Consider the following 22983-nt stretch of genomic DNA (forward strand, 5'->3'; position numbering starts at 1 on the left):
GAATCCGCAGTCCTCGGCGCAGCACACTCAGTGGTCTTCGTTGCGTGCGGCGCGCTCGATCACCTCGGCGACCACATCGGGGTGGGAGACGGCGACCGAGTGCGACGCGGCTACCTCGGTGACGTGGGCGCGCGCCCGTTCGGCCATGAACCGTTGCGCCGCAACGGGAATGTTCAGGTCCTGTGTGGTGACCACATCCCAGCTGGGCTTGTTGGTCCAGGCGGCGACGGTGGCCGGTTCGCCGAGCGCGGACTCGACGATCGGGCGTTGCGCCGCGGCGGCCAGCGCCGCGCGGTCGGCGGGCACATCGGCGGCGAACTGGTCGCGGAACCGGTCCTGCCGAATGTAGAGATCGGTGGCCGTGCGGCCGTCGAGGTCGGTGAACGGGACCGGGTCCAGCGCGCCGGCGAGGGTGGAGCCGGGGAACTTGCCGGTGAGCCCGAGCGCGGTCTCCCCCGGCGCGGGCAGGAACGCCGCCACGTACACCAGCGCCCGCACCTGATCGTTCCCGGCCGCGGCGGTACTGATCACCGAGCCGCCGTAGGAGTGCCCGACCAGGACCACGGGCCCGGCGATATGGCTGATCAAGCCGCGCAGCGACGTGGCGTCGGCGGCGGGCCCGCGCAGCGGATTCGCCGCCGCGACAACGGGATAGCCGTCCTTGCGCAGCCGGTCGACGACGTCGTTCCAGCTCGAGCCGTCCGCGAACGCGCCGTGCACCAGCACGACGGTCGGCTTCGGCGCGTCCTCGGTGGGTCCGGCGTGGTGGTGCTCGCGGTGCACGCGACGGCGAGTGCGCAGGCGGCGAGCCCGGCCGTGAGCGCCGCGATCGCCCGGGCGGCGCGGTGGGGACGTCGGAGGTCGGCCATGTCGGTATCCCTTCGAGAGACGGTGCGGTGGTGCGGGTTCCACTGTCCGTCGGCCACCCGCACCGCCACATCCGTCACCTGACGCCCCGCATGACGTAATCGCCTGGACCCGCTCCGCCGGTCACTGACGCCGGGCTCGCACCAGGGTCAGGGCCTCGCCCGCGGTGACCACCGAGACGCCGAGCAGCACCAGGTCCTTCAGTAGAAAGCCGCCGCCCGCACCGAGGAACGGGAAACCGTAACCCGGCTGCCAGACACCGGGGCTGGTGAGCATGAAGCTCAGCGTGGTCAGGAACAGGAGCACCGCCCCCAGGCTGCCGAGCAAGGCCGCGCGTGGCGCGAACCGCCAGGCGACGATCAGGAGTCCGATCACCACCTCGACCACGCCGATCACCGCGGAGAGCGCGTCGACGCTCAGGAAATCGTAGAGCCAGGACATCAGCGGCGAACTCGCGATCAGCGGCTGAATGCCTTGTGCCTCAAAAGAAAAGAACTTCATCGCACCGATCCAGAGGATGACCAGTGCGAGGCCGTAGCGACTGATCGCCGCGCCCAGCTGCGGTAGTGCGGTCACTCGATCGAACGTCGGGGTCCGGGTGATGGTGGACATGTCATGCTCCCTGCTTTCGGTAATACGGTTGTTCCGCCATCCGGAAGTGACCGGCTAAATCGGAACACTGGTCATTGTGGCCCGGCTCACCGTGACCAGTCAAGTGGGTACACTGGTCTCATGACGAGGGAAGGTCCGCCCGAGACGGCGGAACGGCTGGTGGCGTTCATCAATACGCGGCACTGCCCCGACGGGGACGATGTGCTGACCGACGAGCGCGCACCCGGCTGGCTCGCCGGCTGGCTGGGCAGCGACGGCACGGAACTGTCCGTCACGCCGGATGAGCTGCTGGCATTGCGGGAGCTGCGCGAAGGGCTGCGCGAGCTGGCGGCGGCGAACAACGCGCAGGATCCCGATGCCGAGGTATTACGCGGTGCGGCAACGATATTGGCGTCCGTGCCGATGGTGGTCACGCTCGGTGACGACCACCGGGGACCGCAGCTGTCCGCTACCGACACGGCCCCGGCCCGCGATGTCATCGCCGACATCGCGCACACCTATTTCACCGCGCGCGCTGCGGGCGACTGGACCCGGCTCAAATCCTGCGCGGCCCGGGACTGCCGCTGGGCGTATTTCGACACCTCACGCAACCGCTCGCGCCGCTGGTGCGACATGACCAACTGCGGCAACCGCGCGAAGAACCGGACCTGGCGCGAGCGGGTACGCACCGCCGAACGCGCGGACTAGCCGGATCACGCTGGGAAGCAAGCGGTTTCGTACCCGCGACGGGTTCAGCGAGCGTGCAGGTAGGCGCTGCCGCGCGGGGAAATCCGGTAACCGACTTCGAGACTCAGAGTCAGTCCGAGCGCCTTGAGCTTGCGCACATCGACTTTGAATCGATCCGCTTCCCGGCCCAACCGCGCGGCGAGATCGGGGGCACGGGTGGCGGGCAGCTCCTCGATGAGCCGCAGCGTCGCGAGGGTCCACGGGCCGACCGGGCTGGACGCGTCCAGGCGAGCCAGCCGCGTGGTGATCGCGGCGACGTCCGCTTCGGACAGTTCGGCGGTGTTCGCCAGCTCCGTGCGCGGGTCCGGGTCTTCGACCAGCCGGATGCGCAGCAGGTAGATCGGATCTTCCGGCGCACCACGCAGATCCGCGAGCACCTGCGCGATCGTCGGGTAGCCGGCGGCGCGCGCGTCCCCGGCCCGGATGCGCGACGGGGCCACGATCTCGGCTTGCTCCACCATGATTCGGCCCGCGGCGGTGCGGTAGATCTTCCCCGCCGTGGCCTGCCGGTGCCGCCACCGCCGGAACAGCACGGTGACCGAACCGTCCTGGATACCGGCCCAGCGTTGTTTCTCGATCAGCATGTCACTGTCCGATCCATCGCTATTCCACCGTCTCCGGCGCTTGGTAGGCCTGCGCCTGCAAAGAGTAGAACTCATGGTAGAGGCCGCCGCGGGCCATGAGTTCGTCGTGATTGCCGTGCTCGGCCACCCGGCCGTGTTCGAGGACATAGATCCGATCGGCGTAGCGCACGCTGGCCAGCCGATGCGTGATGAGCACGACCGTGCGCTGCGCGGCGTGCGTGCGGATCGTCTCGAAGACGGCGTGCTCGGTGCGCGCGTCCAAGGCCGCGGTCGGTTCGTCGCAGATCAGCAGCGGGGCGTCCCGGTACAGGCCGCGCGCCACCGCGATCCGCTGCCACTGCCCGCCGGACAGCTCGACCCCGCCCTGATAGGTGGGGTCGAGCAAGGTGTCCGGCCCGCTGGACAGACCGGCCAGCACCGCATCGGCCCCCGCGGCCCGCGCCGCCGCGTCGAACGCGGCCGCCGATTCCGGGTGATCGTGGCGGCCGATGGTGATGTTCTGCCGAGCCGAGAAGGGCCAGTGCGTGAAGTTCTGCGCCACCACCGCGATTCGGTCCCGCAGCAGCCGCAAGTCGATGTCCTGCAGCCGCACGCCGCCGTAAGTGACTGTGCCGGAGTCGGGTTGGTACAGGCCGCTGAGAATCTTGGCGAGTGTCGTTTTGCCGGAACCGTTCTCGCCCACGATGGCGATGATCTCGCCGGGTTCGATTCGCATGCTGAGCCCGCGCAAGGCAGGCCACTCGGCATTCGGGTAGGTGAAGGTGAGATCCCGGGCAACGATGCGGTCCACGTCCGTACCCACCGCCGTCCCACCGCAACGTTCCTGTCGCCGTTGCGCTTCGGCACAGAAGTCGAGGTAGTCCCGGTAGAACAGCGCGTTCTCGTAACTCCAGTTCATGCTTTCGACCAGCTCGCGCAGTGCCGTCGTCGCGGTGCGCAGGGCGACCACCGCGGTGCCCGCCACGGCCAGCGGCAGGACGGCCGCGAAGAGCAGCAGGCCGAGCGCCAGATACACCACGCCCATCGCGAGCCCGGCGAGAGTCGCCCCGAGCGCGCGAACGCCCGCCTGTTCGCGCTCGAGCCGCAAGGCCTTGCCCTGCACGAAATGGGCCAGGCGGTCGAATTCCGCGAGCAGGAACGTCCGCATGGTGTAGGCGCGGATCTCGGCGGCGGGGAGACGATCCGCCATCAGATCGGTCAGGGTCTCCATCCGGCGTTCGGCGCCGCTGGTCGCGGCATACATCTCGTAGCCCATCCGGGCCCCGCGGACGGCCGCCCACCACGTCGGGACGAGCGCGATCACCAACAGCGGCACCAGGATCGGGTGCAGCACGCCCAGCACGCCCGTCACCATGACGACACCGATCACCCCGGAGATCAGGCGCAGCACACCGTCGACCAAGCCCGAGACCGCGTGCGGGGCGCGCTCCCGGATGCGGTGCAGCGTGTTCTGGAAGACGTCGTCGTCGAAGGCCACCAATTCGACGTCGGTCGTCAACCGCAGCAGCCGGGTGCGCAAGCTGCGGCGCAACTGCGGGTCGATCCGGGACTTCACCCAGGTCGCGGCCTCGCGCAGGGCGCCACGGAGCAGGAGCGTCGCGGCGATCAGCAGCAGCGCGGGCGCCGCGGCGCGGACCCGGTCGGGCGTCGGGCCCGCCGCGAGCAAGCGTTCGAGCACCGCGGTGGTGGCCAAAAGCCCGACCGCCGTACCGATCTCGGCGAGCAGGCTGCTCACCACCAGCGCGGCGGTGTCGAGCCGGCTCACCTGCCAGCACTCGCGCAGCACCTGCGCGAAGGTCGTGGGCAGCTGCCGGGCCATCGCCCAGAAACCGGTGGCGGCCACGGTCGCGTCGTGCGCGCTCCAGGGATCCGCGGACGGGTCCACGGCCACGTCATCGGACACCATGCTGCTCGACGGTACCGACGTGGCCGCAAACCTCAACCGAATTTCAGCCGGCGTCCTCGTCCGGCGGCGGCTCGTCGCCACCCCCGCGAATGGTCCACAGCAGGCCGTCCAACTCGTCCGGCTTGATCAGCACGTCGCGCGCCTTGGAACCTTCGCTCGGCCCGACGACGCCTCGGGTTTCCATCAGGTCCATCAGGCGCCCCGCCTTGGCGAAGCCGACGCGCAGCTTGCGCTGCAACATCGAGGTGGAGCCGAACTGCGAGGTGACGACCAGTTCCACCGCCTGGATGAAGACCTCCAGGTCGTCGCCGATATCGGGATCGACGTCCTTCTTCTCGCCCGCCTTCGCGGCGGTGACGCCGTCCTGGTATTCGGGTTCGGCCTGGTTCTTGGCGAAATCGACGACGGCGTGGATCTCCTCGTCGCTGATGAACGCGCCCTGCAGGCGGGTGGGCTTGTTCGCGCCCATCGGCAGGAACAGGCCGTCGCCCATGCCGATCAGTTTCTCCGCGCCCGGCTGGTCCAGGATGACCCGCGAATCCGTCAGAGACGAAGTGGCGAAGGCCAACCGGGACGGCACGTTGGTCTTGATCAAGCCGGTGACCACGTCGACCGAGGGCCGCTGGGTGGCCAGCACCAGGTGTATGCCTGCGGCACGGGCCTTTTGGGTGATCCGCACGATCGCGTCCTCGACGTCGCGCGGCGCGGTCATCATCAGGTCGGCGAGTTCGTCGACGATGGCGAGGATGTACGGGTAGGGCCGGTACACCCGTTCGCTGCCGAGCGGTGCGGTGATCGCGCCCGACTTCACCTTCTTGTTGAAGTCGTCGATGTGGCGAACCTTGTTGGCCTGCATGTCCTGATAGCGCTGTTCCATCTCCTCCACCAGCCAGGCCAGCGCGGCGGCGGCCTTCTTCGGCTGGGTGATGATGGGCGTGATCAGGTGCGGAATGCCCTCGTACGGGGTGAGTTCCACCATCTTCGGGTCGATCAGGATCATCCTGACCTCCTCCGGCGTGGCCCGGTGCAGCAGCGAGACCAGCATCGAGTTCACGAAGCTGGACTTACCCGAGCCGGTGGAACCGGCCACCAGCAGGTGCGGCATCTTGGCCAGGTTCGCCGCGAGATAGTCGCCCTCGATGTTCTTGCCGAGGCCGATCACCAAGGGGTGGTGGTCGTTTCGGGTCGACGGCGCCTTGAGCACGTCGGCGAGGCGGACCAGTTCCCGGTCGGCGTTGGGCACCTCGATGCCGACCGCGGACTTGCCGGGGATCGGCGCGAGCAGCCGGACGTTCTCCGTGGCAACGGCATACGCGATGTTGCGGGCCAGCGCGGTGATCTTCTCGACCTTGACGCCCGGGCCGAGCTCGACCTCGTAGCGGGTGACCGTCGGGCCACGCACGAAGCCGGTGACCGCCGCGTCGATCTTGAACTGCACCAGCACCTCGGTGATCGCCTCGATCATCGATTCGTTGGCGGCACTGCGCTTCTTGGGCGGATCGCCATCGGTCAGCAGACTGAGCGGCGGCAGCGTGTAGTCGCCCTCGACCTCGCGGTCGGTGACGAACTCCAGTTGTTTCGGCGGCGGCGGGGTCTGGTCCTCGACCTCGACCTCGACCACCTTGGCCGGGCGTTGCTTCTTCGGCTTCGGCGGCGCGGGCGGCTCCTCGGTGACGATCGGCTTCGCGTCGCGCAGCGGAGGTTCGCCGAGCACCTCGGTCACCGCGTCGCCGTCACCGAACTCGTCGGCGGGATAGTTCTCGGCCGGTGTGCGGCCCCGCCGCTTCGACCGGGTCGTGTGCAGCGGGAAGCCGTCCGCGTCGTACTTCGCGGGGTCGTATTCGCCGTCGTAGTCCCCGTATTCGTCGCCGCCGCTGCCGGTGCCGAAGTACTCGCGCAGTTTGGCGGGGACCTCGCGGACCGTGGTCCCGGTGAGCAGCAGCACACCGAACACGATGGCCAGCAACAGGATCGGAACCGAGAGCCAGGCGGTGAGCCCGTCGGTGAGCGGGCCGCCGACCACGAAGCCGACGAAACCCGCGGCGTGCGCACGCCCGTGCGGATCGGTCGGGGCGCCGGCGATGACGTGCCACAGTCCGAGTACCGGCAGGCCGACCAGCAGCCCGCCGAGCACCAGTCGCGGCCGGATCTCCGGCCGGGCCTCGGTGCGCATGAGCACGACGGCGATCGCGGTCGCCACGAACGGCAGCCCCGCCGACGCGGACCCGGAGACCGCGCGGATGGCCTCGCCGACCCAGTGCCCCACCGGGCCGCCGGCGGACAACCACACCGCGGCGGCGATCACCGCGCTCAACGCGATCAGTGCCAGCGCGACACCGTCGCGACGGTGCCCGTGCTCGATCTCGCCCGCCCGGCTGACCGCCCTGGTGGTGGCGCCGAGGCCGCGCGCGAGCATGTTCCACCCGCTGCTGATCCCCCGGCTGAACACCGCGAGCGGCGCCGTGTTCGACGCGCGCCGGGCCGGTCGGCGGGCGGGTTGCCTGCGCCCGCGCGGCGCGGCCGTGCCGCGGGGTGTCGCCGAACGGGTCCGTGCCGTGGTGGTCCTGCCCCGCGCCGATCCCGCCCGCGCCCGAGTAGTCGTGGTGCTGCGGGACTTACCTGCCATGGGTCAAGGCTAGCCGCAAACGCACCATCCAGACCATCCGCAACACTGGTACCCCGCGCCACAACGGCACGTAACTGTGCGGATGCCCAGGTCGGCGGCGATGGCGGACGGCCGGACACAACCCCCGCTCAGCGCCTGCTTGCGCGTGTCGGACGAGTGGGTCCGATCAGATCGAGCGGTCCGTGCCCAGCACGGCGCGGACCGCCTCCGGCTCGCCGGTCGTCGCCAATCGCACCTGGTCGCGACCGAACGCGTGCAGCAGCAGTTCCGACGGTTTGCCGGTCAACGTCACCTCGCCGCCCGATTTCGCACCGGCCGTCGCCCGCTCGCCGTCCGGCGTGGCGAGCACGACCCGCACCGGCGCCTTGCGATAGGAGCGGACGGCCATGCGGCGCACCAGCGCCCACAGCGCGGCCTCGTCGGCGGCGGGCAGCTCGCGCGGCGTCCAGCCGGGCGCGCCGCGGCGCACGTCCTCGTGGTGCACGAACATCTCGGACAGATTCACGATCGCGTCCACCGGACGCAGCGGCGACCACCACGGCGGCCCGGTGCGCACCTCGTCGAGCAGTTCTGGGAACGGTTTGCGGGCCGCTTTCGCCTGTACCCCTTCGAGATACCCGGCCAACGGCTTCAGCAGGATGCCCGGCGCCGCGTCCGGTCTGCGCTCGCGCACCACCAGATGGGCGGCGAGGTCGCGCACCGTCCACGAGCCGCACAGCGTCGGCGCCTCCGGCCCGGCAGCCGCCATCGCCTGCACCAACTGCTGCCGTTCGCGCTGCGCCATGCTCATCCGCTGAACATACCGACCATTCCCCGCAGCCGAGACCCCACCCATTTCGAATCGGACCTATTTCTGATTTGGGACACGCCGAACCCCCGAATTCCTGGGTAGCGCAATGAGTGTTCGCTATGTACCTTGTCACTCGGTCCATCGGGTCGTGGACTCTTGAAACGAAGAAGGGCAAATTCCCTGTGAAGAAGTTTCTTACTGGTGCGGCCGTGATCGCGGCGACAGGTTGCGCGCTGGCTATCAGCGCGCCCGCCGCGCAAGCCAAGCCGTACAACTACGGTGCGATCGCGTTGTCGACGTCTACCGGGTTGATCGGGTACTCCTACGATTACCCGGATTCCTCGTCCGCGCAGGCGCGGGCGGTACGCAGCTGCGGAGCGAGCGACTGCGAGACCGTGGTGTGGTTCGCCAACGGGTGTGGGGCCGTGGCGTACTCGAACCGGACCGGCAACTACAGCTGGGCGTACGCTGCCTCGCGCCGGTCCGCGCAGAGCAAGGCTTTGTCCTACAACAACTCCGACGCCTATATCGTGCACTGGAACTGCACGTCCAACCACGGCTGATTCAGGGGAAACATCGTGAAGCATCGCACTTTCCGCACCGCCGTGGCCGTCGTGCTGACCGCCGCCGCGTGCACACTCACCGCCTGTGCCTCGGGTAACGACGACAAGAAGGACGCGTCGCCGAGCACCAGCGCCAACGCCGACACGCAGCCGGGGGAACTGCAGGGCGGCAGTGACAAGGGCGAGAAGGAGACCGGCTCCGCGCCGACCACGCCGTCCTCGCCCGCCCTGGCCAAGCCGTCGGTGCAGCAGCTCAACGACCGTCTCACCAAGGCGTTCGATCCCGCTGTGCCGAACAAGGAGAAGATCAGCTGGATCCAGGCCGCCGAGCAGGATCCGTACCTGGTCGCCAACCTGGTCGACGCCGCCAAGAAGCAGGACGTCAAGGTCGAGGTCACCAACGTTCAGGAACCGCAGGACGGCAAGGTGAAGGCCGACGCCAAGGTCACCATCGGCGGCTCGCCGGTCGACAACGCGTTCATCTCCTTCGTCTCCGAAGGCGGCGAATGGAAGGTCGATCACACCTTCGCGTGCAACATCGTGAAGAGCGCGAAGATCGAATCCGCGGCCTGCCAGGAATGAGCTGGTCCCGGGAATGAACTGAGCCACGACGAAAAGCGCCGGTTGCCAAGGCAACCGGCGCTTTTCGGTGTTCGGGGTCAGACGCCGATAACGGTCGGCACGATCATCGGGCGGCGGCGGTAGGTGTCGGCCACCCAGCGCCCGACCACGCGCCGCACGCTCTGCGCGATCCGATGCGTATCGGTGACGCCCTCGGTCGCCAGGCGCAGCAGCTCGGCCTCGACGAGTTGAGCCGCGTCCGACAGCGCCGTCGGATCGTCGGAGAAGCCGCGACCGCTGAGTTCGGGCGGGCTGACCGCTTTGCCGGTGGTCTCGTCGATCGCGACGGTGATCGAGATGAAACCGCCCTCGCCGAGCACCAGGCGATCCGACAGCGTCGACTCGCCGACATCGCCGACCGACAGACCGTCGACGTACACGTGCCCGACCGGTACCCGCCCGACGATGCTCGCGATGCCGTCGACCAGATCCACGACCACGCCGTCCTCGGCGAGCATGACCCGGTCCTCCGGCACGCCGGTCGCGATGGCGAGCGCGGCGTTGGCGCGCAGATGCCGCCATTCGCCGTGCACCGGCATGGCGTTCGTCGGCCGCACCGCGTTGTACAGGTACAGCAGCTCACCGGCGGAGGCGTGTCCGGAGACGTGCACCTTGGCGTTCTGCTGCGTGATCACCGTGGCGCCGAGCCTGGCCAGGCCGTTGACCACGGCGAACACCGAGTTCTCGTTACCCGGGATGAGCGAGGAGGCCAGCACCACCAGGTCGTCCTGGCGGATGTTGATCTGCCGGTGGTCGCCGCGCGCCATCCGGGACAGTGCCGAGAGCGGCTCACCCTGCGAACCGGTGGAGATCAGCACCAGCCGATCGCCGGGCAGTGTCGCGGCCTGGTCGAGTTCCACGACGATGTTGTCCGGCACGGTCAGATAGCCCAGATCCTGCGCGATCTGCATGTTGCGGACCATCGAGCGGCCGACGAAACACACCCGCCTGCCGTACTTCTGCGCGACATCGACCACTTGCTGGATGCGGTGCACGTGGCTGGCGAAGGACGCGACGATCACCCGGTTGCGCGCCTTGCCGATCACCGTGTCGAGCACGCCGCCGATCTCCCGCTCCGGCGTGACGAAGCCGGGCACCTCGGCATTGGTGGAGTCCACCAGGAACAGGTCGACGCCCTCGTCGCCGAGCCGGGAGAAGCCGGCCAGGTCGGTGAGCCTGCCGTCGAGCGGCAGCTGGTCGAGCTTGATATCGCCGGTGTGCAGCGCCACACCGGCCGGGGTGCGGATGGCGACGGCCAGCGCGTCCGGGATGGAGTGGTTCACGGCGAAGAACTCGCAGGCGAACGGTCCGTGATCGGTGTGCTGACCCTCGACGACCTCGACCAGCTTCGGCTGCTGCCGGTGCTCCCGGCACTTCGCCGCGACCAGCGCGAGGGTGAACTTGGAGCCGACCACCGGAATATCGGAGCGCAGCCGCAGCAGGAACGGCACCGCGCCGATGTGATCCTCATGGCCGTGCGTGAGCACCACGGCCACCACATCGGCCATCCGATGCTCGATGGGCCGGAAATCGGGCAGGATCAGGTCGACACCCGGCTGCTGGTCCTCGGGGAACAGCACACCGCAGTCGACGATGAGCAGCTTGCCGCCGTACTCGAAAACGGTCATGTTCCGGCCGATTTCGCCGATCCCGCCGAGCGCGAAGACGCGCAGGCCGTTCTTCGGCAGCTTCGGCGGCGTGCCGAGCCGGTCGTGCGCGGGCGTGACGGCCCGCGGGTCCTGCTGCGGCGCCGACTGTTCGCCGCGCCCGCGACCGGACTGCTGACGACCGCGACCGGACTTCTTGGCCTGCTGATTGTTCTGCGGCGCCTCGGCGCGGGCCGCCTTCTTCGCCGGGGCGGACTTCTTCGCCTGCGTCGCCTGCACAGCGGCCGAACGCTCGGTCCGTTCGGCGTCGCCGGTACGCACCGACTTCTCGGCGACCACCTCGGTCACCTCGACCACCTCGGTGACTTCCGGTGCCGCGGCGGGCTTTTCGACCGGCGCGGGCGGCGGCACCGGCGCGGGGGCACCGGCGGCCCGGCTGGCAGTACGACGCGGACGACGAGCTAGCGGGTCACTCATGCCTGCACCTCGCTGACGCTCGGTTCCGACATGCGCGATGCACGCTGTGACATGATTCGCTCGCTTCGCTCGTTCATGCGAGCACCCCCGCCACCCGCAGATCAGCGGCCAGGACCTCGAGTTGTTCCGGTGACGGCATCAATTGCGGTAACCGCGGCTCACCCACCTCGATGCCGAGCAGGTGCAGACCCGCCTTGCTCATCGCGACACCGCCCAGGCGGAACATCGCGGCGTTCAACGGCACCAGGCTCGCGTTGATATCGCGGGCGCGCACCACGTCACCGGCGGTGTAGGCGGTCAGCAGCTCGCGCAGCCGCTCGGGCACCAGATGCCCGATGACGCTGATGAATCCGGTCGCGCCGACCGAGAGCCAGGGCAGGTTCAGCGTGTCGTCGCCGGAATAGAAGGCCAGACCGGTGTTCGCGATCAGGTCGGCGCCCGCGTTGATATCGCCCTTGGCGTCCTTCACCGCGACGATCCGCGGATGCTCGGCCAGGCGGCGCAGGGTGTCCGTGGCGATCGGCACCACCGAGCGCGGCGGAATGTCGTACAGGGTGACCGGCAGGTCGGTGGCATCGGCGACCGCGGTGAAGTGCGCGAGCAGACCCTCCTGCGAGGGACGCGAGTAATAGGGCGTGACCACGAGCAGGCCGTGGGCGCCGGCGCGTTGCGCGTTGCGCGCCAATTCGATCGAGTGGGCGGTGTCGTAGGTGCCCGCGCCCGCGATCACGGTGGCGCGGGTGCCGACCGCGTCGACGACGGCGCGCAGCAGATCCGCCTTCTCCGATTCGGTGGTGGTCGGTGATTCGCCCGTGGTCCCGGAGATCGCGAGCAGATCGACACCGCGATCGATCAAGTGGGACGCGAGGGCGACTCCGGCATCGACGTCGAGCTTGCCGTCGGCACTGAAGGGAGTCACCATCGCGACACCAACTGTGCCGGACGCACTCAGCTCGCTTTGCGTCGAATTACCGTTCGTCATGGTCAGAAAGGCTACCCGGTCGGGATAACGCCCTCGACACCGTCGTCTCCGAACGGACCGGCCAGCCGGGTGATCCCGCTCCCATTCCGTCAGAGTGATGTCAATCCCGTCCTTGCCGGACATCACATATGGCGTCACACTGATGTCATGGATCTGAACAAGTACACCGCTCGCCTGCGCACGGACCTGATCGCCGCCGCCGCCCTCGGTGACGAGAAAACCCAGGCCACCGCGGCGGCGTTGGCCGCGGCTACGGAGAGTTCGGCGCGATTGGTGTTGCTTGCCGCGCTGTCCGACCTCGCCGCCGAGATCAGTACCGAACTGGGCGATCGCAGCGTGCACCTGTCCTTCGACGGCACCGACGCCAAGGTCGACCTGCGCAAGACGTCGTCCGCCGACGACCATCCGAGCTTCGAGGAGATGACCGGCGACATCAGCCGCGTCACGCTGCGCCTCGTCGAACAGATGAAGTCCCGTGCAGAGGAGGCGGCCGCGCAGAGCGGTCAGTCGCTCAATTCCTGGCTGTCCAGCGCGGTTTCCGGCGCGCTGCGCGACCAAATGCGCGGCTACGGCCCCAAGCGCGACTCCTGAGCCTGTTCGCTAGAGCAGCGGCGCAAGATTGCCTCGATCGCCGATGACCACCTTGTCGAGCTCGAGCCAGTCGGCCATCTCGCGCAACGCCTCGGTGAGCGCGAACGCGGTCGCCGGGGTGTCGTGCCCGGGCTCGGCGAAGGCGGCCGGGACGGACAGCCGGCCGGCCGCGCGTTCGGCGCGCAGGTCGACCCGGCCGACCAGCTCACCGTTCAACAGGAACGGGAAGACGTAATAACCGTGTACCCGTTTGGGTTCCGGGGTGTAGATCTCGATCCGATAGTGGAAATCGAAGAGCCGCTCGGTGCGCGGGCGGAAGAAGATCAGCGGGTCGAACGGGCACAGCAGCGCCGACCCTTCGATCCGGCGCGGCATCGGGGTGCCGGCCCGCAGGTAGCCGGGCTTGTCCCAGCCGTCCACCGCGACCTCGGCCAGTTCGCCCGCGTCGATCAGGTCGGCAATGGCCGGCTCGGTCTGCTTGCGGTGCAGCCGGTAGTAATCGCGGAGGTCGGTCTCGGTGCCGATGCCGTGCGCGGTGGCCGCGCGCAGTACCAGCTCGCGGATCGCGTCTTCCTCGGCGACGGTGCGCGCCAGCACATCCGGCGGGATCACCCGCTCGGTCAGGTCGTAGTGCCGGGCGAAGGCGACGCGCTTGCCCACCGACAACTCCCCCGCCGCGAACAACTGCTCACAGATCATCTTGGTGTCGCTGAGATTCCACCAGGAACCCTTGGCACGGGGCTTGTCGAGTTCGAGGTGCCGCTCGACCTCACCCGCGGTACACGCGCCGACCTCGCGGATCACATCCAGGATGTCGCGCCCGAGCGTGGGGTTGCGGTCGACCACCTTGCGCACGCCCGCCCAGCGGCCGCGCGCGAATTGCGCCATCCGCCAGCGCATCAGGGGCCAGTCCTCGACCGGGATCAGGGCCGCCTCGTGCGCCCAGTACTCCACCAGGCGCCGCGGACGGCGCGCGCTGTCGCGCCAGGCCGCCTCGTCGAGCAGCGACCGGTCGTAGGCGCCGATCCGGCTGAACACCGGCGCATAGTGCGCGCGGACCACCGCCGACACCGAATCCAGTTGCAGCACTTGCGTTCTGTCCAGCACCCCGAGCACCGCGCGGCGGGTGGCCCGGGCGGGCTTGCGCGCCGCGAAACCCTGCGCGCCCAGCGCTATCCGCCGAGCCGCCCCCGCACTGATCTTCCGCATACCCGAACAATGCCATGCCCCACCGACAACTTCGCCAGGCCCAGCCCGGTCTCGAGGTCCTAGGTGGAGACCTTGATGCTGCCCGCGGCGTCGATCTCGGTGCGGCGGTCCTGTTCGGGGGCGTTGGCGAGGATGGTGGCGAGAATGCGGCGGCCCATCGGCAGCACGCGCACGGTGACCGACCCCGCGTTGGCGGCGTCCAATTCCTTTGTCGCGGCCTCGATCACCTGTTGCCGGACCCAGCGCGGCACCCCGGCGAAGCCGCCGTCGTCGAGCAGCACCACCTCGACCCCGCGCGAACGCGCGCCGCGCGCGGCACTGCTGAGCTCGTCGGTGACCAGTTGCGGGGCCCGCAGTCCGTCCCGCAGTTCGGCTTCCAGCAGCCTGCACTGTTCGCGTTCGGCGGCGGTGAGTTCGACGCCGTCGGCGATGCGCTCCAGGATCGGCCGGGCTACCTTGTCGAGCCGGGCCAGCTGGCGGTCGCGTTCGCCGTTCTCGGCGGCCATCGTCGCCTCGGCGGCGGCGCGCATCGTCGATTCCTCCCGCAACAGCCGCAGCGAGCGCTGGGTGGGCCGCATGATCAGCGCGAACAGCGATACCCCCGCCACCGTCGAGATGGGCACGATCGCCCCGGCGATCACCCCGCCGCGCACCCCGTTGAGCACGCCGACGGTCGCGATCACGACCGCGACACCGCCGACTCCGAGCCAGGCCGCGCCGAGCCTGCCGCGCAGCACCAGCACCGCCAGCACATAGGACGACGCGAACGCCGTCCACACCTGCTTGGACCAGTTCTGCTCCACCTCGAACGAGGTGAGCAAGGTCGCCAGCGGGCCGGACGCCGCCACGAACACGGTCGCCGGCCACGGCAGCGGATCCACCGGAATCACCAGCACCAGCACGCCTGCGGCGGCCAGCAGCGCCAGCGCCGCGGCCGCCGGAATCAGCGGCGACTCGCTGAAATTGCGCACCATGTACAGCACGATGGTGGCCTGCAGGATCAGCAGGAACAGTCCCGCCGCCGGATCCCGCAGCCCGAGCAGATCGCGCAGGCCGAATTCGGCGTCGGTGTCAGCCATCGCTGCCCCACACCAGGGTCACCGTGGTGCCCTCCCCCGGCTGCGATTCCACGAAGCCCGCGCCACCGGCGAGCTGACGCATCCGGCCCAGGATGCTCACCGAGATGCCGAGCCGATCGGCGGGCACCTGGCTCATGTCGAAACCCGCTCCGTCGTCCCGGAATACGACCCGGATGCCGCCCGCGCTGATGGTCACCGTCACCGTGCGCTGCACCTCGCGGCCCGGCACGGTGGCGTGCCGCAGGCTGTTGCGCACCGCCTCGGTGAGCGCGGCGGCGATGGTGCCCGCGGCGTCCACGGGCAGCCGCAGGTCGTCGAAGCCGGACCAGCGCCGCGCGGTGAAGCGGATGCCCGCGTTCACCTCGTGCACGGCCGAGCGCAGGAAGCCGGTGGCCGACTGCGCGTCCAAACGATTCGGTTCCACCTCGCCGACCCGGCATTCGTCGAGCTGTTCGAGGGTCTGCTCGGCCTGCCTGCGCAGCACCGGCGAATCGGTGCCCGCGCGGGACGCGTCGAGCAGCGTGGACAGCACGGCATCGTGGATCAGCGCGGCGAAGCGGGCCCGTTCCCGATCGCGCGCCGCGGCGCCGGCGACGGCGGCCGCGCGCCTGCTCTCGATCGCCGACTCCCGATCCACCCGGTCGGCCGCCGCCTTGGCGTAGATCGCGCACCACAGGAACAGCGCGCACAGTCCCGCCGCACGAACGAAGTCACCCGCCCACACCAGCGGCGTGGTGTGCGGCACCACCAGTCCGTTCGACAGCGACGCCACCGCGGAGCCGACCACCAGATACGTGACGGCGGGCAGCGGCCGCCAGGCGAGCACGGCCGCGAGCACGCCGAGCGCGAGCACCCGGTACAACCAGACCGAACTCACGTCCGGCGCGGGATGTGGATACGAGAGCGGGATCACCACGAGCGCCGCGAGGAAGCTCACCGCGGCCGCACCGGCGACGAGCTGAATCATCTGTCTGCTCAGGCTGATCGACACCACGGCGAGCACCGGGAACAGCCCGAAGGCGAGCACCATCGTGACGATGGTCCAGCCGGCATCGAGAAACCGGCTCTGCCCCGCGATCTCCGGCAGCTCCACCACCGCGACGATCACGCCCGCGATGCCGATCGCCAAGCCGAAGCGCCGCAGGATGCGGTCGGACGCGCCCTCGTACGCACTCTGTTTGGACGCCGCCACGATGCCACGGCGCCAACGGCTCGGGCCGGAACGGCCGAGCGAGACAGAGCGGGAATTCGTCGAGGTGTCCAGCATGCTGGACACCGTCATGTGCGCGAGTTCCGCTCGGGCACCGGTAGCCACCCGTCCTCCACCGCCCGCTTGTACAGGTCGGTCTTGGTCGGCGCCGGGCGTCCCGCGTCGGCGTACTTCTGCCGGATGCGACCGAGGTAGTCGTTGACCGTCTGCTCGGACAGGCCGGTCAGCCGCGCGACGCGGGAGGCTTTCTCACCCGACGCGTAAAGCGTGAGCACCTCTTGCTGTCGCGGGCTCAGGCGGAGATCGGACAGTTGCGGGTCACCGTCGATAGCGGCGGCCCAGTCGGTGGTCACCACCTGCTCGCCGGAGGCCGCGCGGCGCACAGCAGCGACCACGGTCTGCACGTCCTCGGACTTGCGCACCACGCCGAGCACGCCGGCCCGGGCCGCGGAACGCACCAGGAACGCGTTGTCGGCGCCGGTGAAGATCAGCACCTCGATCCCGAGGCGGTCGCGCAGGGTGCGCACGTTGTCCTCGGGGTTCGACCCGTCGGCCAGTCGCAGATCGAGCATGACCAGGTCGAGTTGCGGCAGATTCTGCGCGGCGGCCAGCAGTTCCGGCACCGTACCGGCGGTCAGCACCAAATCGAGATCGGGTTCCGGCGCCAGCATGGCGGCCAGCCCGATCGCGACTGATTCATGGTCTTCGACCACTCCGATCCGGCGCGACACGTTTTCGCCCCCTTCGGCCAACGTCACCTGAAATTCTCCATTCCCGAGCAAACTCGTTCACATCCCCACCGCGACAACGTTCTGTCAGTATGCAGGTCGCGCGCTCGGAATGGTCAGACACTAGAAATCGGGGCCGCATTCGCGCCGACTACCGGCAGGTATTGTCATCGCCAGCTACTTCGGAGAAAAAATCTGTCATACGTCCATAAGCTGGGCGGCAATGGTCGCACCCAGTTCCCAGCACCGCTGGAGGTCGTCCTTTCCCGGTGGCCCGGAGACGATTACGGGCGCGGCAGCAAGCGTCCAGCCGAGTCCGGTGGTGATACTCGTCACGCCGCGTTCGGCGCCCTCGGTGCCTTCGTTGCCGTGCAGATAGAAACCGAACGGCCTGCCCCCGGTGGAATCCAGGCACGGATAATAGAACGTATCGAAGGCGTGTTTCAGTGCGCCCGACATATATCCGAGGTTCGCCGGACTGCCGAGCAGATAGCCGTCCGCCGCGAGCACGTCCGAAGCGGTCACCCCCAATGCGGCGCGGCGCACCACGTCGACCCCTTCGATCTCCGGGTCGGTCGCGCCCGACACCACCGCCTCGAACATCGCCTGCATGTGCGGGGACGGCGTGTGATGAACGATCAGCAACTGCGGCACTCGACGAGCCTATCCGCGTCCGGGGGCTAGGCCCGCTGTTCGCGTTCGAGTCGTTCCAGCGCGACGGCGCGGCGCATGGTGTCGCGGGCCCGCCCGCGGTCTCCCGCGTAGTCATAGGCGCGGGCCAGCCGATACGACACGCGCCAGTTGTCGGGATCGGCTTCCCATTCCGTTTTGACCTGGTTGAACAGCTCGTCGGCGGCGGCGCGTTCGATCCGGCCGGAGGGGCGGCGCGGCAGCTCGCTGATGTCGAGTTCACGCCCCTCGTCGTGCATGCGCCGGGCCAGGTGCTGGTGGGCCAGCGCGGCCCGCACGGTCGCCGTGACGATCCAGACGCCGACCAGCGGCAGGATCAACACGCCGACCCCGATCAGGATCGCGGCGATCTCGCCGGAGGCGATGAGGCTGAACGCGATTCGGCCGAGCAGCACGAAATAGAAGACGAGGACGACGACCAGGACCGCGAGGAACGCGACCACCTTGACCACATCGCGGTTCTGTTTGTCCCCGTCGGCAGCCGCGGCGTTCACCGGGACACCCTGACGCCGTGCACGTGCATGTTCACAGGTCGAGGAAGGGGTCGAGGCCGACGGTCAGTCCCGGACGGCCGGCGATCTCCCGGACCCCGAGCAGCACGCCCGGCGCGAAGGACGAGCGGTCGATGGAGTCGTGCCGGATGGTGAGGGTCTCGCCCTGGGTGCCGAACAGCACCTCCTGGTGGGCGACGAGTCCGGCCAGGCGCACCGAGTGCACCCGCACGCCGTCGACGTCGGCGCCGCGCGCCCCGTCGAGCTCGGTGCTGGTGGCGTCGGGACTACGACCCACGCCCGCCTGCTCCCGGGCCGCGGCGATCAGCCCGGCGGTGCGGTAGGCGGTGCCGGAGGGCGCGTCGGCCTTGTTCGGGTGATGCAACTCGATCACCTCGACGGATTCGAAGAACCGTGCGGCCTGTTCGGCGAAGCGCATGGACAGCACGGCGCCGATGGCGAAGTTCGGGGCGATCAGCACACCGGTCTCGGGCCGGTCGGCGAGCCAGCCGCGCACCTCGTCGAGGCGGGCCGCGTCGAAGCCGGTGGTGCCGACCACCGCGTGGATGCCGTTGCCCACCAGGAACTTCAGATTGTCCATCACCACGTCGGGGTGCGTGAAGTCGACGACCACCTGTGTGTTCGCCGCGGTGAAGGTGTCGAGCGCGTCGTCTTTGTCGACGGCCGCGACCAGCTCCAGGTCGTCGGCCGCTTCCACGGCCGCACAGATGGCCTGTCCGACTTTGCCGCGCGCTCCCAGCACTCCGACCCGAATGGTCACCACATCTCCTCAGTCCTAGTCGTCGGTGTCAGCCTATCGACCTGGTCGCCGCGCCGATCCGCTGACCTCTGTGATTTACATTGCTACATGCGCATAATTGCGCCTGTCCGTTTTCTGCCCTACGGTCACCAGGGTGACTTCGATTCAGGCACGGGCCGCAGCATTTCTCGACGCACACGACAGCCGGAAGTCGACTGCCGGACAACATGATTGGCACTATTACGCGGGCGGTGCGGGCGATCCGGTACTGCTGCTCACCGGCGGCGCCGGGATCGGTATCGGCTGGCTGGATGTGGCGCTCGCGCTGACGCCACGGTTCCGGACGATCGCGCCCGACTATCCGGCGAGTATCACCTCGTGCGCCGAGCTGATCGACGGATTGGTGGCGGTGCTCGACGCGGAGGGTATCGAGCGGGCGCATGTGGTGGGCCAGTCCGCGGGTGGCATGTACGCGGAGTTGCTGTCGCGCCGGATTCCGGAGCGCGTCCGATCGCTGACGTTCTCGAGCACGGGGTTGTACGGCCCCGAGGATGTCGACCGGCTGCGGGCGCGGATCGAGGTCACGTTGGCGACGCCGTGGCCGGAGACCCGCGAGGCGATCCAGACCGCGTTGCGCGCCACCTGGAAGGATTCCGACGAGGCCGAGTTCTGGATCGATCAGGTATTGCGCGCGTCCGATGTGCACGGCAGTGTCGGCTCCGCCAATTCGTATGGGCTGCTCTTGGAACTCGCCGAGCAGGTCGATGATCTTCTACGCGGCCCCGCCTGGTCGGGGCCGACGCTGATCTTCCGCGCGGACGACGATCCGCTGATCACCACCACCCACACCGATCGCCTACGCGAACTACATCCAGGATCCGAGTACCGCACGTTCGCCGAGGGCGGTCACTCCCTGGCGATCAGCCGCACCACCGACTACGTCGCCTTGGTGACCGAGTTCCTCAGCCGCACTTGACTATTCACCCCATGGGCAGACCAGCGAAACGCCGGTCGGCTCGAAATGCTTCACATTACGAGTGACAACCGTGAAGCCGTGCGACTCCGCAGTTGCCGCGATCAACACATCCGCCGATTCAACGGACGTCCCACCTTGCTCGAGCCTGGCCGCCAGGCGTCCCCAGGCTTGGGCCACAACCGCATCGACCGGCAAGATGCGCCGCCCGAAGCGGGTGAGCAACGACTCCGTCAACCACTCCACCAGCCGCTGCCGCTTGGGCGAATCCGGTAGCTTCTCGATGCCCTTCCGAATCTCCCCCAGGGTGATGACGCTGAGGTGGAGCCGGTCCTCATCCGCCGTGTGCAACCAACGGATGAGGCCCGGATCCGGTTGCGGCTTCATCCATTCCGACACGGCACAGGTGTCGAGAACGTAGTTTTTCACAGGTCGATGTCGCGCAGTTCCGACCGGATACGTTCGATCTCTAGACCGGAATTACGCAGCGGCGAATCGGCGAAGAACTCCGCGAGACTGCCCTTCCGGCTTGTCTTCTGGTCCCATTCGTCGATGGGCACGACTACCGCGACTTCACGTCCGTGCTTGCTGATCACTTGAGGCCCCTCCCGCTCTACGGTGTCGATCAACTCGGACAGTCGAGCCTTCGCGTCGGCGAGCGGCCACACGATGTCCGGGCGCTGCGGCCGCTTCCGAGTCATCCGATCCCCGTTTCGACTATTCTGACTACTCTGGTCAATGCAAGGCTACGCGCCGCTCCGGCGCAGCGCCAGACATATTGGCCGCCATCTTCTGCAGCACCCACAGCGTGTCGGCGAACTGCTCGTCGCTGACCCCGTCGGTCATCGCGCGGCGGCGCGCCCGGATCCGAATCCAGGCCTGCGCGTGGATGTTTCGTCCGACGTCGTTCAGCGCGAGCGTGCCCGCCTCGGCGACGACCGAGCCGTCCGCCACCAGGGCCGCGACCTCCTCGTCCCACGCCGCGCCGCCGTCCAGGAACGCGTCGAGCGCTGCCCGCACCTCCGCCGCCGGCTGCGGCCCGTCGGCCAGCGAATGCAGAATCTGCCAGTGCCTGCGACTCAACCCGCCCGCGGCGAGGTCCTCGTCGAAGCGCTCGTTGATCAGGCGATCGAGTTCGACGAGCCAGTACCCGATCCGGCGCTGTACAGCCATGACTCCTCCAAGTATGTATAGGTGCAACTACATGTAAGACTACATGCAAATCGAGCGGCGACAGAGCGGACGAGGAGCAGCGATGGCAGAGCAGGACGAGGTCACTGCGGCCGTGGCGGCGGCGATGGTCCGGATCCGGCGCAGGCAGACCCGGGGCGCGCTCGGTCGCGATTCCCCCATCCCCGTCGCCGTGTTCCGGGCGCTGGACGCGGTCGCCGCCGACCCGTGCCCCACGGTGACTACGCTGGCCGCCGCGTTGGGCGTCGATCAACCGCGCGCGAGCCGCCTTGTCGCACAGGCGGTTTCCCTCGGGTTATTGGAACGGACCGCCGATCAGCGCGACGGTCGCCGCTCCGTCCTGCGGCTCACCACCGACGGCGACCGAGCAATCGCCGTCGCCGATGCAGGCCGACGGTCGGCCATGGCCGCGGCAATGGCCGACTGGACCGCCGCCGAGCGCGCCGAATTCGCCCGCCTGCTACGCCGTTTCGTGGATGCACTGGAGGGCTGACGGCGCCGCAACGCTGGGCGCACCGGAACTCAGGGACCGGCGCGGTGCCGGGTTCAGTCGAAGACGATCACCTGGCGCAGGGCGTGGCCCGCGGCCAATTCGTCCATGGCGCGGTTGATCTCGTCGAGCCCGATATGCGCGGAGACCAGCCGCTCGACCGGCAACCTGCCCGCCCGCCACATGTCGACGTAGGCGGGTATGTCGCGGGCGGGCACGGCGGAGCCGAGGTAGCTGCCGACGATCGAACGGCCCTGCGCGACCAGGGCGAGCGGTGAGATGGTGGCGCGCGCGTCGGGCGCGGGCAGCCCGACGGTGACCGTGGTACCGCCGGGAGCCGTTGCGGCGACCGCCGTTTCGAAGGCGCGGATATTGCCCGCGGCTTCCACCACGATCTCCGCCTGCACGCCGAGTTCGGCCACCTGCGCCGGGGTGTACGCCGCGGTGGCACCCAATTCCGTGGCCAGGCGCAGTTTTTCCGGCACCGTGTCGACCGCGATCACCTCGTGCCCGGCGGCCGCGAGCGATACCGCGACGAGCACCGCGGCCATGCCGACACCGCCGAGCCCGACCACCATGATCCGGTCGCCCGGCCCCGGCTTCGCCGAATTGAGCAGCGCGCCACCACCGGTCAGCACGGCACAGCCGAGCACGGCGGCCACCTCGGGCGGTACGTCGTCGTCCACGGGCACCACCGATCGCCGATCCACCACGGCGTGCGTGGCGAACGCGGACACGCCCAGATGGTGGTGTACCTCCGCACCGTCGCGATGCAGCCGCCGGCCGCCGCCGAGCAGTTCGCCCGCGTTGTTGGCGACGCTGCCCGGCACGCACGGCGTACGCCCGTCGGTCGCGCAGCCCGCGCACTCGCCGCACCGCGGCAGGAAGGTCATCACCACGCGCTGTCCGAGCGCGAGGTCGCTCTCCCCCGGCCCGATCGCCTCGACCCGGCCCGCCGCCTCGTGTCCGAGCAGCATGGGCACCGGACGCACCCGGTTGCCGTCCACCACGGACAGATCCGAATGGCACAGCCCGGCCGCTTCGATCCGAACCAGCAGCTCACCCGGGCCGGGCGCACCGAGTTCCAGCTCACCCACCCGGATGGGCACCGATTCGGCGAACGGCACGGGCGCCGCGATCTGCTCCAGGACCGCCCCACGAATCTTCATTCCGCCGACGCTACCGCCCGCACCGTCCCCGGCACAGACCC

The 22983-nt window shown here is 69.1% G+C and carries 25 protein-coding genes; 6 read left to right on the plus strand and 19 right to left on the minus strand.

The genetic code is table 11. The features are described 5' to 3' along the window. Positions 1 to 27 precede the first annotated feature (27 nt). The gene (locus O3I_RS30370; protein ID WP_014986849.1) at positions 28 to 783 is read right to left on the minus strand and encodes an alpha/beta fold hydrolase; all 756 of its coding nucleotides are present in this window, start codon (positions 781 to 783) and stop codon (positions 28 to 30) included. 207 nt (positions 784 to 990) lie between these two features. Further along, the gene (locus tag O3I_RS30375; protein WP_014986850.1) at positions 991 to 1479 is read right to left on the minus strand and encodes a YkgB family protein; all 489 of its coding nucleotides are present in this window, start codon (positions 1477 to 1479) and stop codon (positions 991 to 993) included. A gap of 120 nt (positions 1480 to 1599) precedes the next feature. Here O3I_RS30375 and O3I_RS30380 point away from each other — a divergent pair, with 120 nt between their 5' ends. Then, positions 1600 to 2166 (plus strand): CGNR zinc finger domain-containing protein, encoded by a 567-nt coding sequence (locus tag O3I_RS30380; RefSeq protein ID WP_014986851.1) that lies wholly within the window; start codon positions 1600 to 1602, stop codon positions 2164 to 2166. Between the two features lie 44 nt (positions 2167 to 2210). On the opposite strand, the gene O3I_RS30385 is transcribed toward O3I_RS30380, so the two are convergent. The 4 genes from O3I_RS30385 to O3I_RS30400 form a co-directional block, all read right to left on the minus strand. Next, positions 2211 to 2789, minus strand: coding sequence for a hypothetical protein (locus O3I_RS30385; RefSeq protein ID WP_014986852.1), 579 nt, complete (start codon positions 2787 to 2789; stop codon positions 2211 to 2213). A gap of 19 nt (positions 2790 to 2808) precedes the next feature. After that, positions 2809 to 4695, minus strand: coding sequence for an ABC transporter ATP-binding protein (locus O3I_RS30390; RefSeq protein WP_014986853.1), 1887 nt, complete (start codon positions 4693 to 4695; stop codon positions 2809 to 2811). A 43-nt stretch (positions 4696 to 4738) separates the two neighbouring features. Next, on the minus strand, positions 4739 to 7321 hold the full coding sequence (locus tag O3I_RS30395) for a DNA translocase FtsK (protein WP_041562968.1): 2583 nt from the start codon (positions 7319 to 7321) through the stop codon (positions 4739 to 4741). A 166-nt stretch (positions 7322 to 7487) separates the two neighbouring features. Continuing rightward, positions 7488 to 8111 (minus strand): TIGR03085 family metal-binding protein, encoded by a 624-nt coding sequence (locus tag O3I_RS30400; RefSeq protein ID WP_041562969.1) that lies wholly within the window; start codon positions 8109 to 8111, stop codon positions 7488 to 7490. Positions 8112 to 8320: 209 nt separating this feature from the next. Between O3I_RS30400 and O3I_RS30405 the strand changes: the two genes are divergently transcribed. Continuing rightward, positions 8321 to 8674, plus strand: a complete 354-nt coding sequence (locus O3I_RS30405; protein WP_014986857.1) for a DUF4189 domain-containing protein — start codon at positions 8321 to 8323, stop codon at positions 8672 to 8674. A gap of 15 nt (positions 8675 to 8689) precedes the next feature. After that, complete coding sequence (locus O3I_RS30410) at positions 8690 to 9256, plus strand: hypothetical protein (RefSeq protein ID WP_014986858.1); 567 nt, start codon at positions 8690 to 8692, stop codon at positions 9254 to 9256. A gap of 77 nt (positions 9257 to 9333) precedes the next feature. On the opposite strand, the gene O3I_RS30415 is transcribed toward O3I_RS30410, so the two are convergent. After that, entirely contained in the window at positions 9334 to 11379 is a 2046-nt protein-coding gene (locus O3I_RS30415; RefSeq protein WP_041562970.1) for a ribonuclease J, read from the minus strand. Between the two features lie 73 nt (positions 11380 to 11452). Continuing rightward, positions 11453 to 12361 carry a 4-hydroxy-tetrahydrodipicolinate synthase gene (gene dapA / locus O3I_RS30420; protein ID WP_014986860.1) on the minus strand — a complete coding sequence of 303 codons (909 nt, stop codon included), beginning with the start codon at positions 12359 to 12361 and terminating at the stop codon, positions 11453 to 11455. A 147-nt stretch (positions 12362 to 12508) separates the two neighbouring features. Between dapA and O3I_RS30425 the strand changes: the two genes are divergently transcribed. Continuing rightward, the gene (locus O3I_RS30425; RefSeq protein ID WP_014986861.1) at positions 12509 to 12952 is read left to right on the plus strand and encodes a hypothetical protein; all 444 of its coding nucleotides are present in this window, start codon (positions 12509 to 12511) and stop codon (positions 12950 to 12952) included. A 9-nt stretch (positions 12953 to 12961) separates the two neighbouring features. Here O3I_RS30425 and O3I_RS30430 read toward each other — a convergent pair whose 3' ends face one another. The 7 genes from O3I_RS30430 to dapB form a co-directional block, all read right to left on the minus strand. Further along, positions 12962 to 14161 (minus strand): winged helix-turn-helix domain-containing protein, encoded by a 1200-nt coding sequence (locus O3I_RS30430; protein WP_014986862.1) that lies wholly within the window; start codon positions 14159 to 14161, stop codon positions 12962 to 12964. Positions 14162 to 14220: 59 nt separating this feature from the next. Then, complete coding sequence (locus O3I_RS30435; protein ID WP_014986863.1) at positions 14221 to 15240, minus strand: hypothetical protein; 1020 nt, start codon at positions 15238 to 15240, stop codon at positions 14221 to 14223. Next, on the minus strand, positions 15233 to 16555 hold the full coding sequence (locus O3I_RS30440) for an ATP-binding protein (protein WP_235211064.1): 1323 nt from the start codon (positions 16553 to 16555) through the stop codon (positions 15233 to 15235). Before O3I_RS30440 ends, O3I_RS30435 begins: the two co-directional genes overlap by 8 nt. Next, complete coding sequence (locus O3I_RS30445) at positions 16519 to 17208, minus strand: response regulator transcription factor (RefSeq protein WP_014986865.1); 690 nt, start codon at positions 17206 to 17208, stop codon at positions 16519 to 16521. Before O3I_RS30445 ends, O3I_RS30440 begins: the two co-directional genes overlap by 37 nt. A gap of 168 nt (positions 17209 to 17376) precedes the next feature. Next, positions 17377 to 17832 carry a flavodoxin family protein gene (locus tag O3I_RS30450; RefSeq protein WP_014986866.1) on the minus strand — a complete coding sequence of 152 codons (456 nt, stop codon included), beginning with the start codon at positions 17830 to 17832 and terminating at the stop codon, positions 17377 to 17379. A 26-nt stretch (positions 17833 to 17858) separates the two neighbouring features. Continuing rightward, positions 17859 to 18362 (minus strand): hypothetical protein, encoded by a 504-nt coding sequence (locus O3I_RS30455; RefSeq protein ID WP_014986867.1) that lies wholly within the window; start codon positions 18360 to 18362, stop codon positions 17859 to 17861. A gap of 31 nt (positions 18363 to 18393) precedes the next feature. Further along, a complete protein-coding gene (gene dapB, locus O3I_RS30460; protein WP_014986868.1) occupies positions 18394 to 19140 on the minus strand; it encodes a 4-hydroxy-tetrahydrodipicolinate reductase in 747 nt (248 codons plus the stop codon). 133 nt (positions 19141 to 19273) lie between these two features. Between dapB and O3I_RS43100 the strand changes: the two genes are divergently transcribed. After that, positions 19274 to 20095 (plus strand): alpha/beta fold hydrolase, encoded by an 822-nt coding sequence (locus O3I_RS43100; RefSeq protein ID WP_014986869.1) that lies wholly within the window; start codon positions 19274 to 19276, stop codon positions 20093 to 20095. On the opposite strand, the gene O3I_RS30470 is transcribed toward O3I_RS43100, so the two are convergent. From O3I_RS30470 to O3I_RS45715, 3 genes are read right to left on the minus strand one after another with little or no spacing between them, the layout of a single operon-like run. After that, positions 20096 to 20521, minus strand: coding sequence for a type II toxin-antitoxin system VapC family toxin (locus O3I_RS30470; protein WP_014986870.1), 426 nt, complete (start codon positions 20519 to 20521; stop codon positions 20096 to 20098). It abuts the gene before it with no gap. Beyond that, complete coding sequence (locus tag O3I_RS30475; RefSeq protein WP_014986871.1) at positions 20518 to 20793, minus strand: type II toxin-antitoxin system Phd/YefM family antitoxin; 276 nt, start codon at positions 20791 to 20793, stop codon at positions 20518 to 20520. Before O3I_RS30475 ends, O3I_RS30470 begins: the two co-directional genes overlap by 4 nt. Positions 20794 to 20827: 34 nt before the next feature. After that, the gene (locus O3I_RS45715) at positions 20828 to 21265 is read right to left on the minus strand and encodes a hypothetical protein (RefSeq protein WP_014986872.1); all 438 of its coding nucleotides are present in this window, start codon (positions 21263 to 21265) and stop codon (positions 20828 to 20830) included. Between the two features lie 82 nt (positions 21266 to 21347). Between O3I_RS45715 and O3I_RS30485 the strand changes: the two genes are divergently transcribed. After that, positions 21348 to 21776: a MarR family winged helix-turn-helix transcriptional regulator gene (locus tag O3I_RS30485; RefSeq protein WP_014986873.1), complete on the plus strand. Its 429-nt coding sequence runs from the start codon at positions 21348 to 21350 to the stop codon at positions 21774 to 21776. Between the two features lie 53 nt (positions 21777 to 21829). On the opposite strand, the gene O3I_RS30490 is transcribed toward O3I_RS30485, so the two are convergent. Beyond that, positions 21830 to 22942: an alcohol dehydrogenase catalytic domain-containing protein gene (locus O3I_RS30490; protein ID WP_014986874.1), complete on the minus strand. Its 1113-nt coding sequence runs from the start codon at positions 22940 to 22942 to the stop codon at positions 21830 to 21832. Positions 22943 to 22983: the final 41 nt, after the last annotated feature.

The sequence above is a fragment of the Nocardia brasiliensis ATCC 700358 genome (assembly GCF_000250675.2).
Lineage (GTDB): Bacteria > Actinomycetota > Actinomycetes > Mycobacteriales > Mycobacteriaceae > Nocardia > Nocardia brasiliensis_B.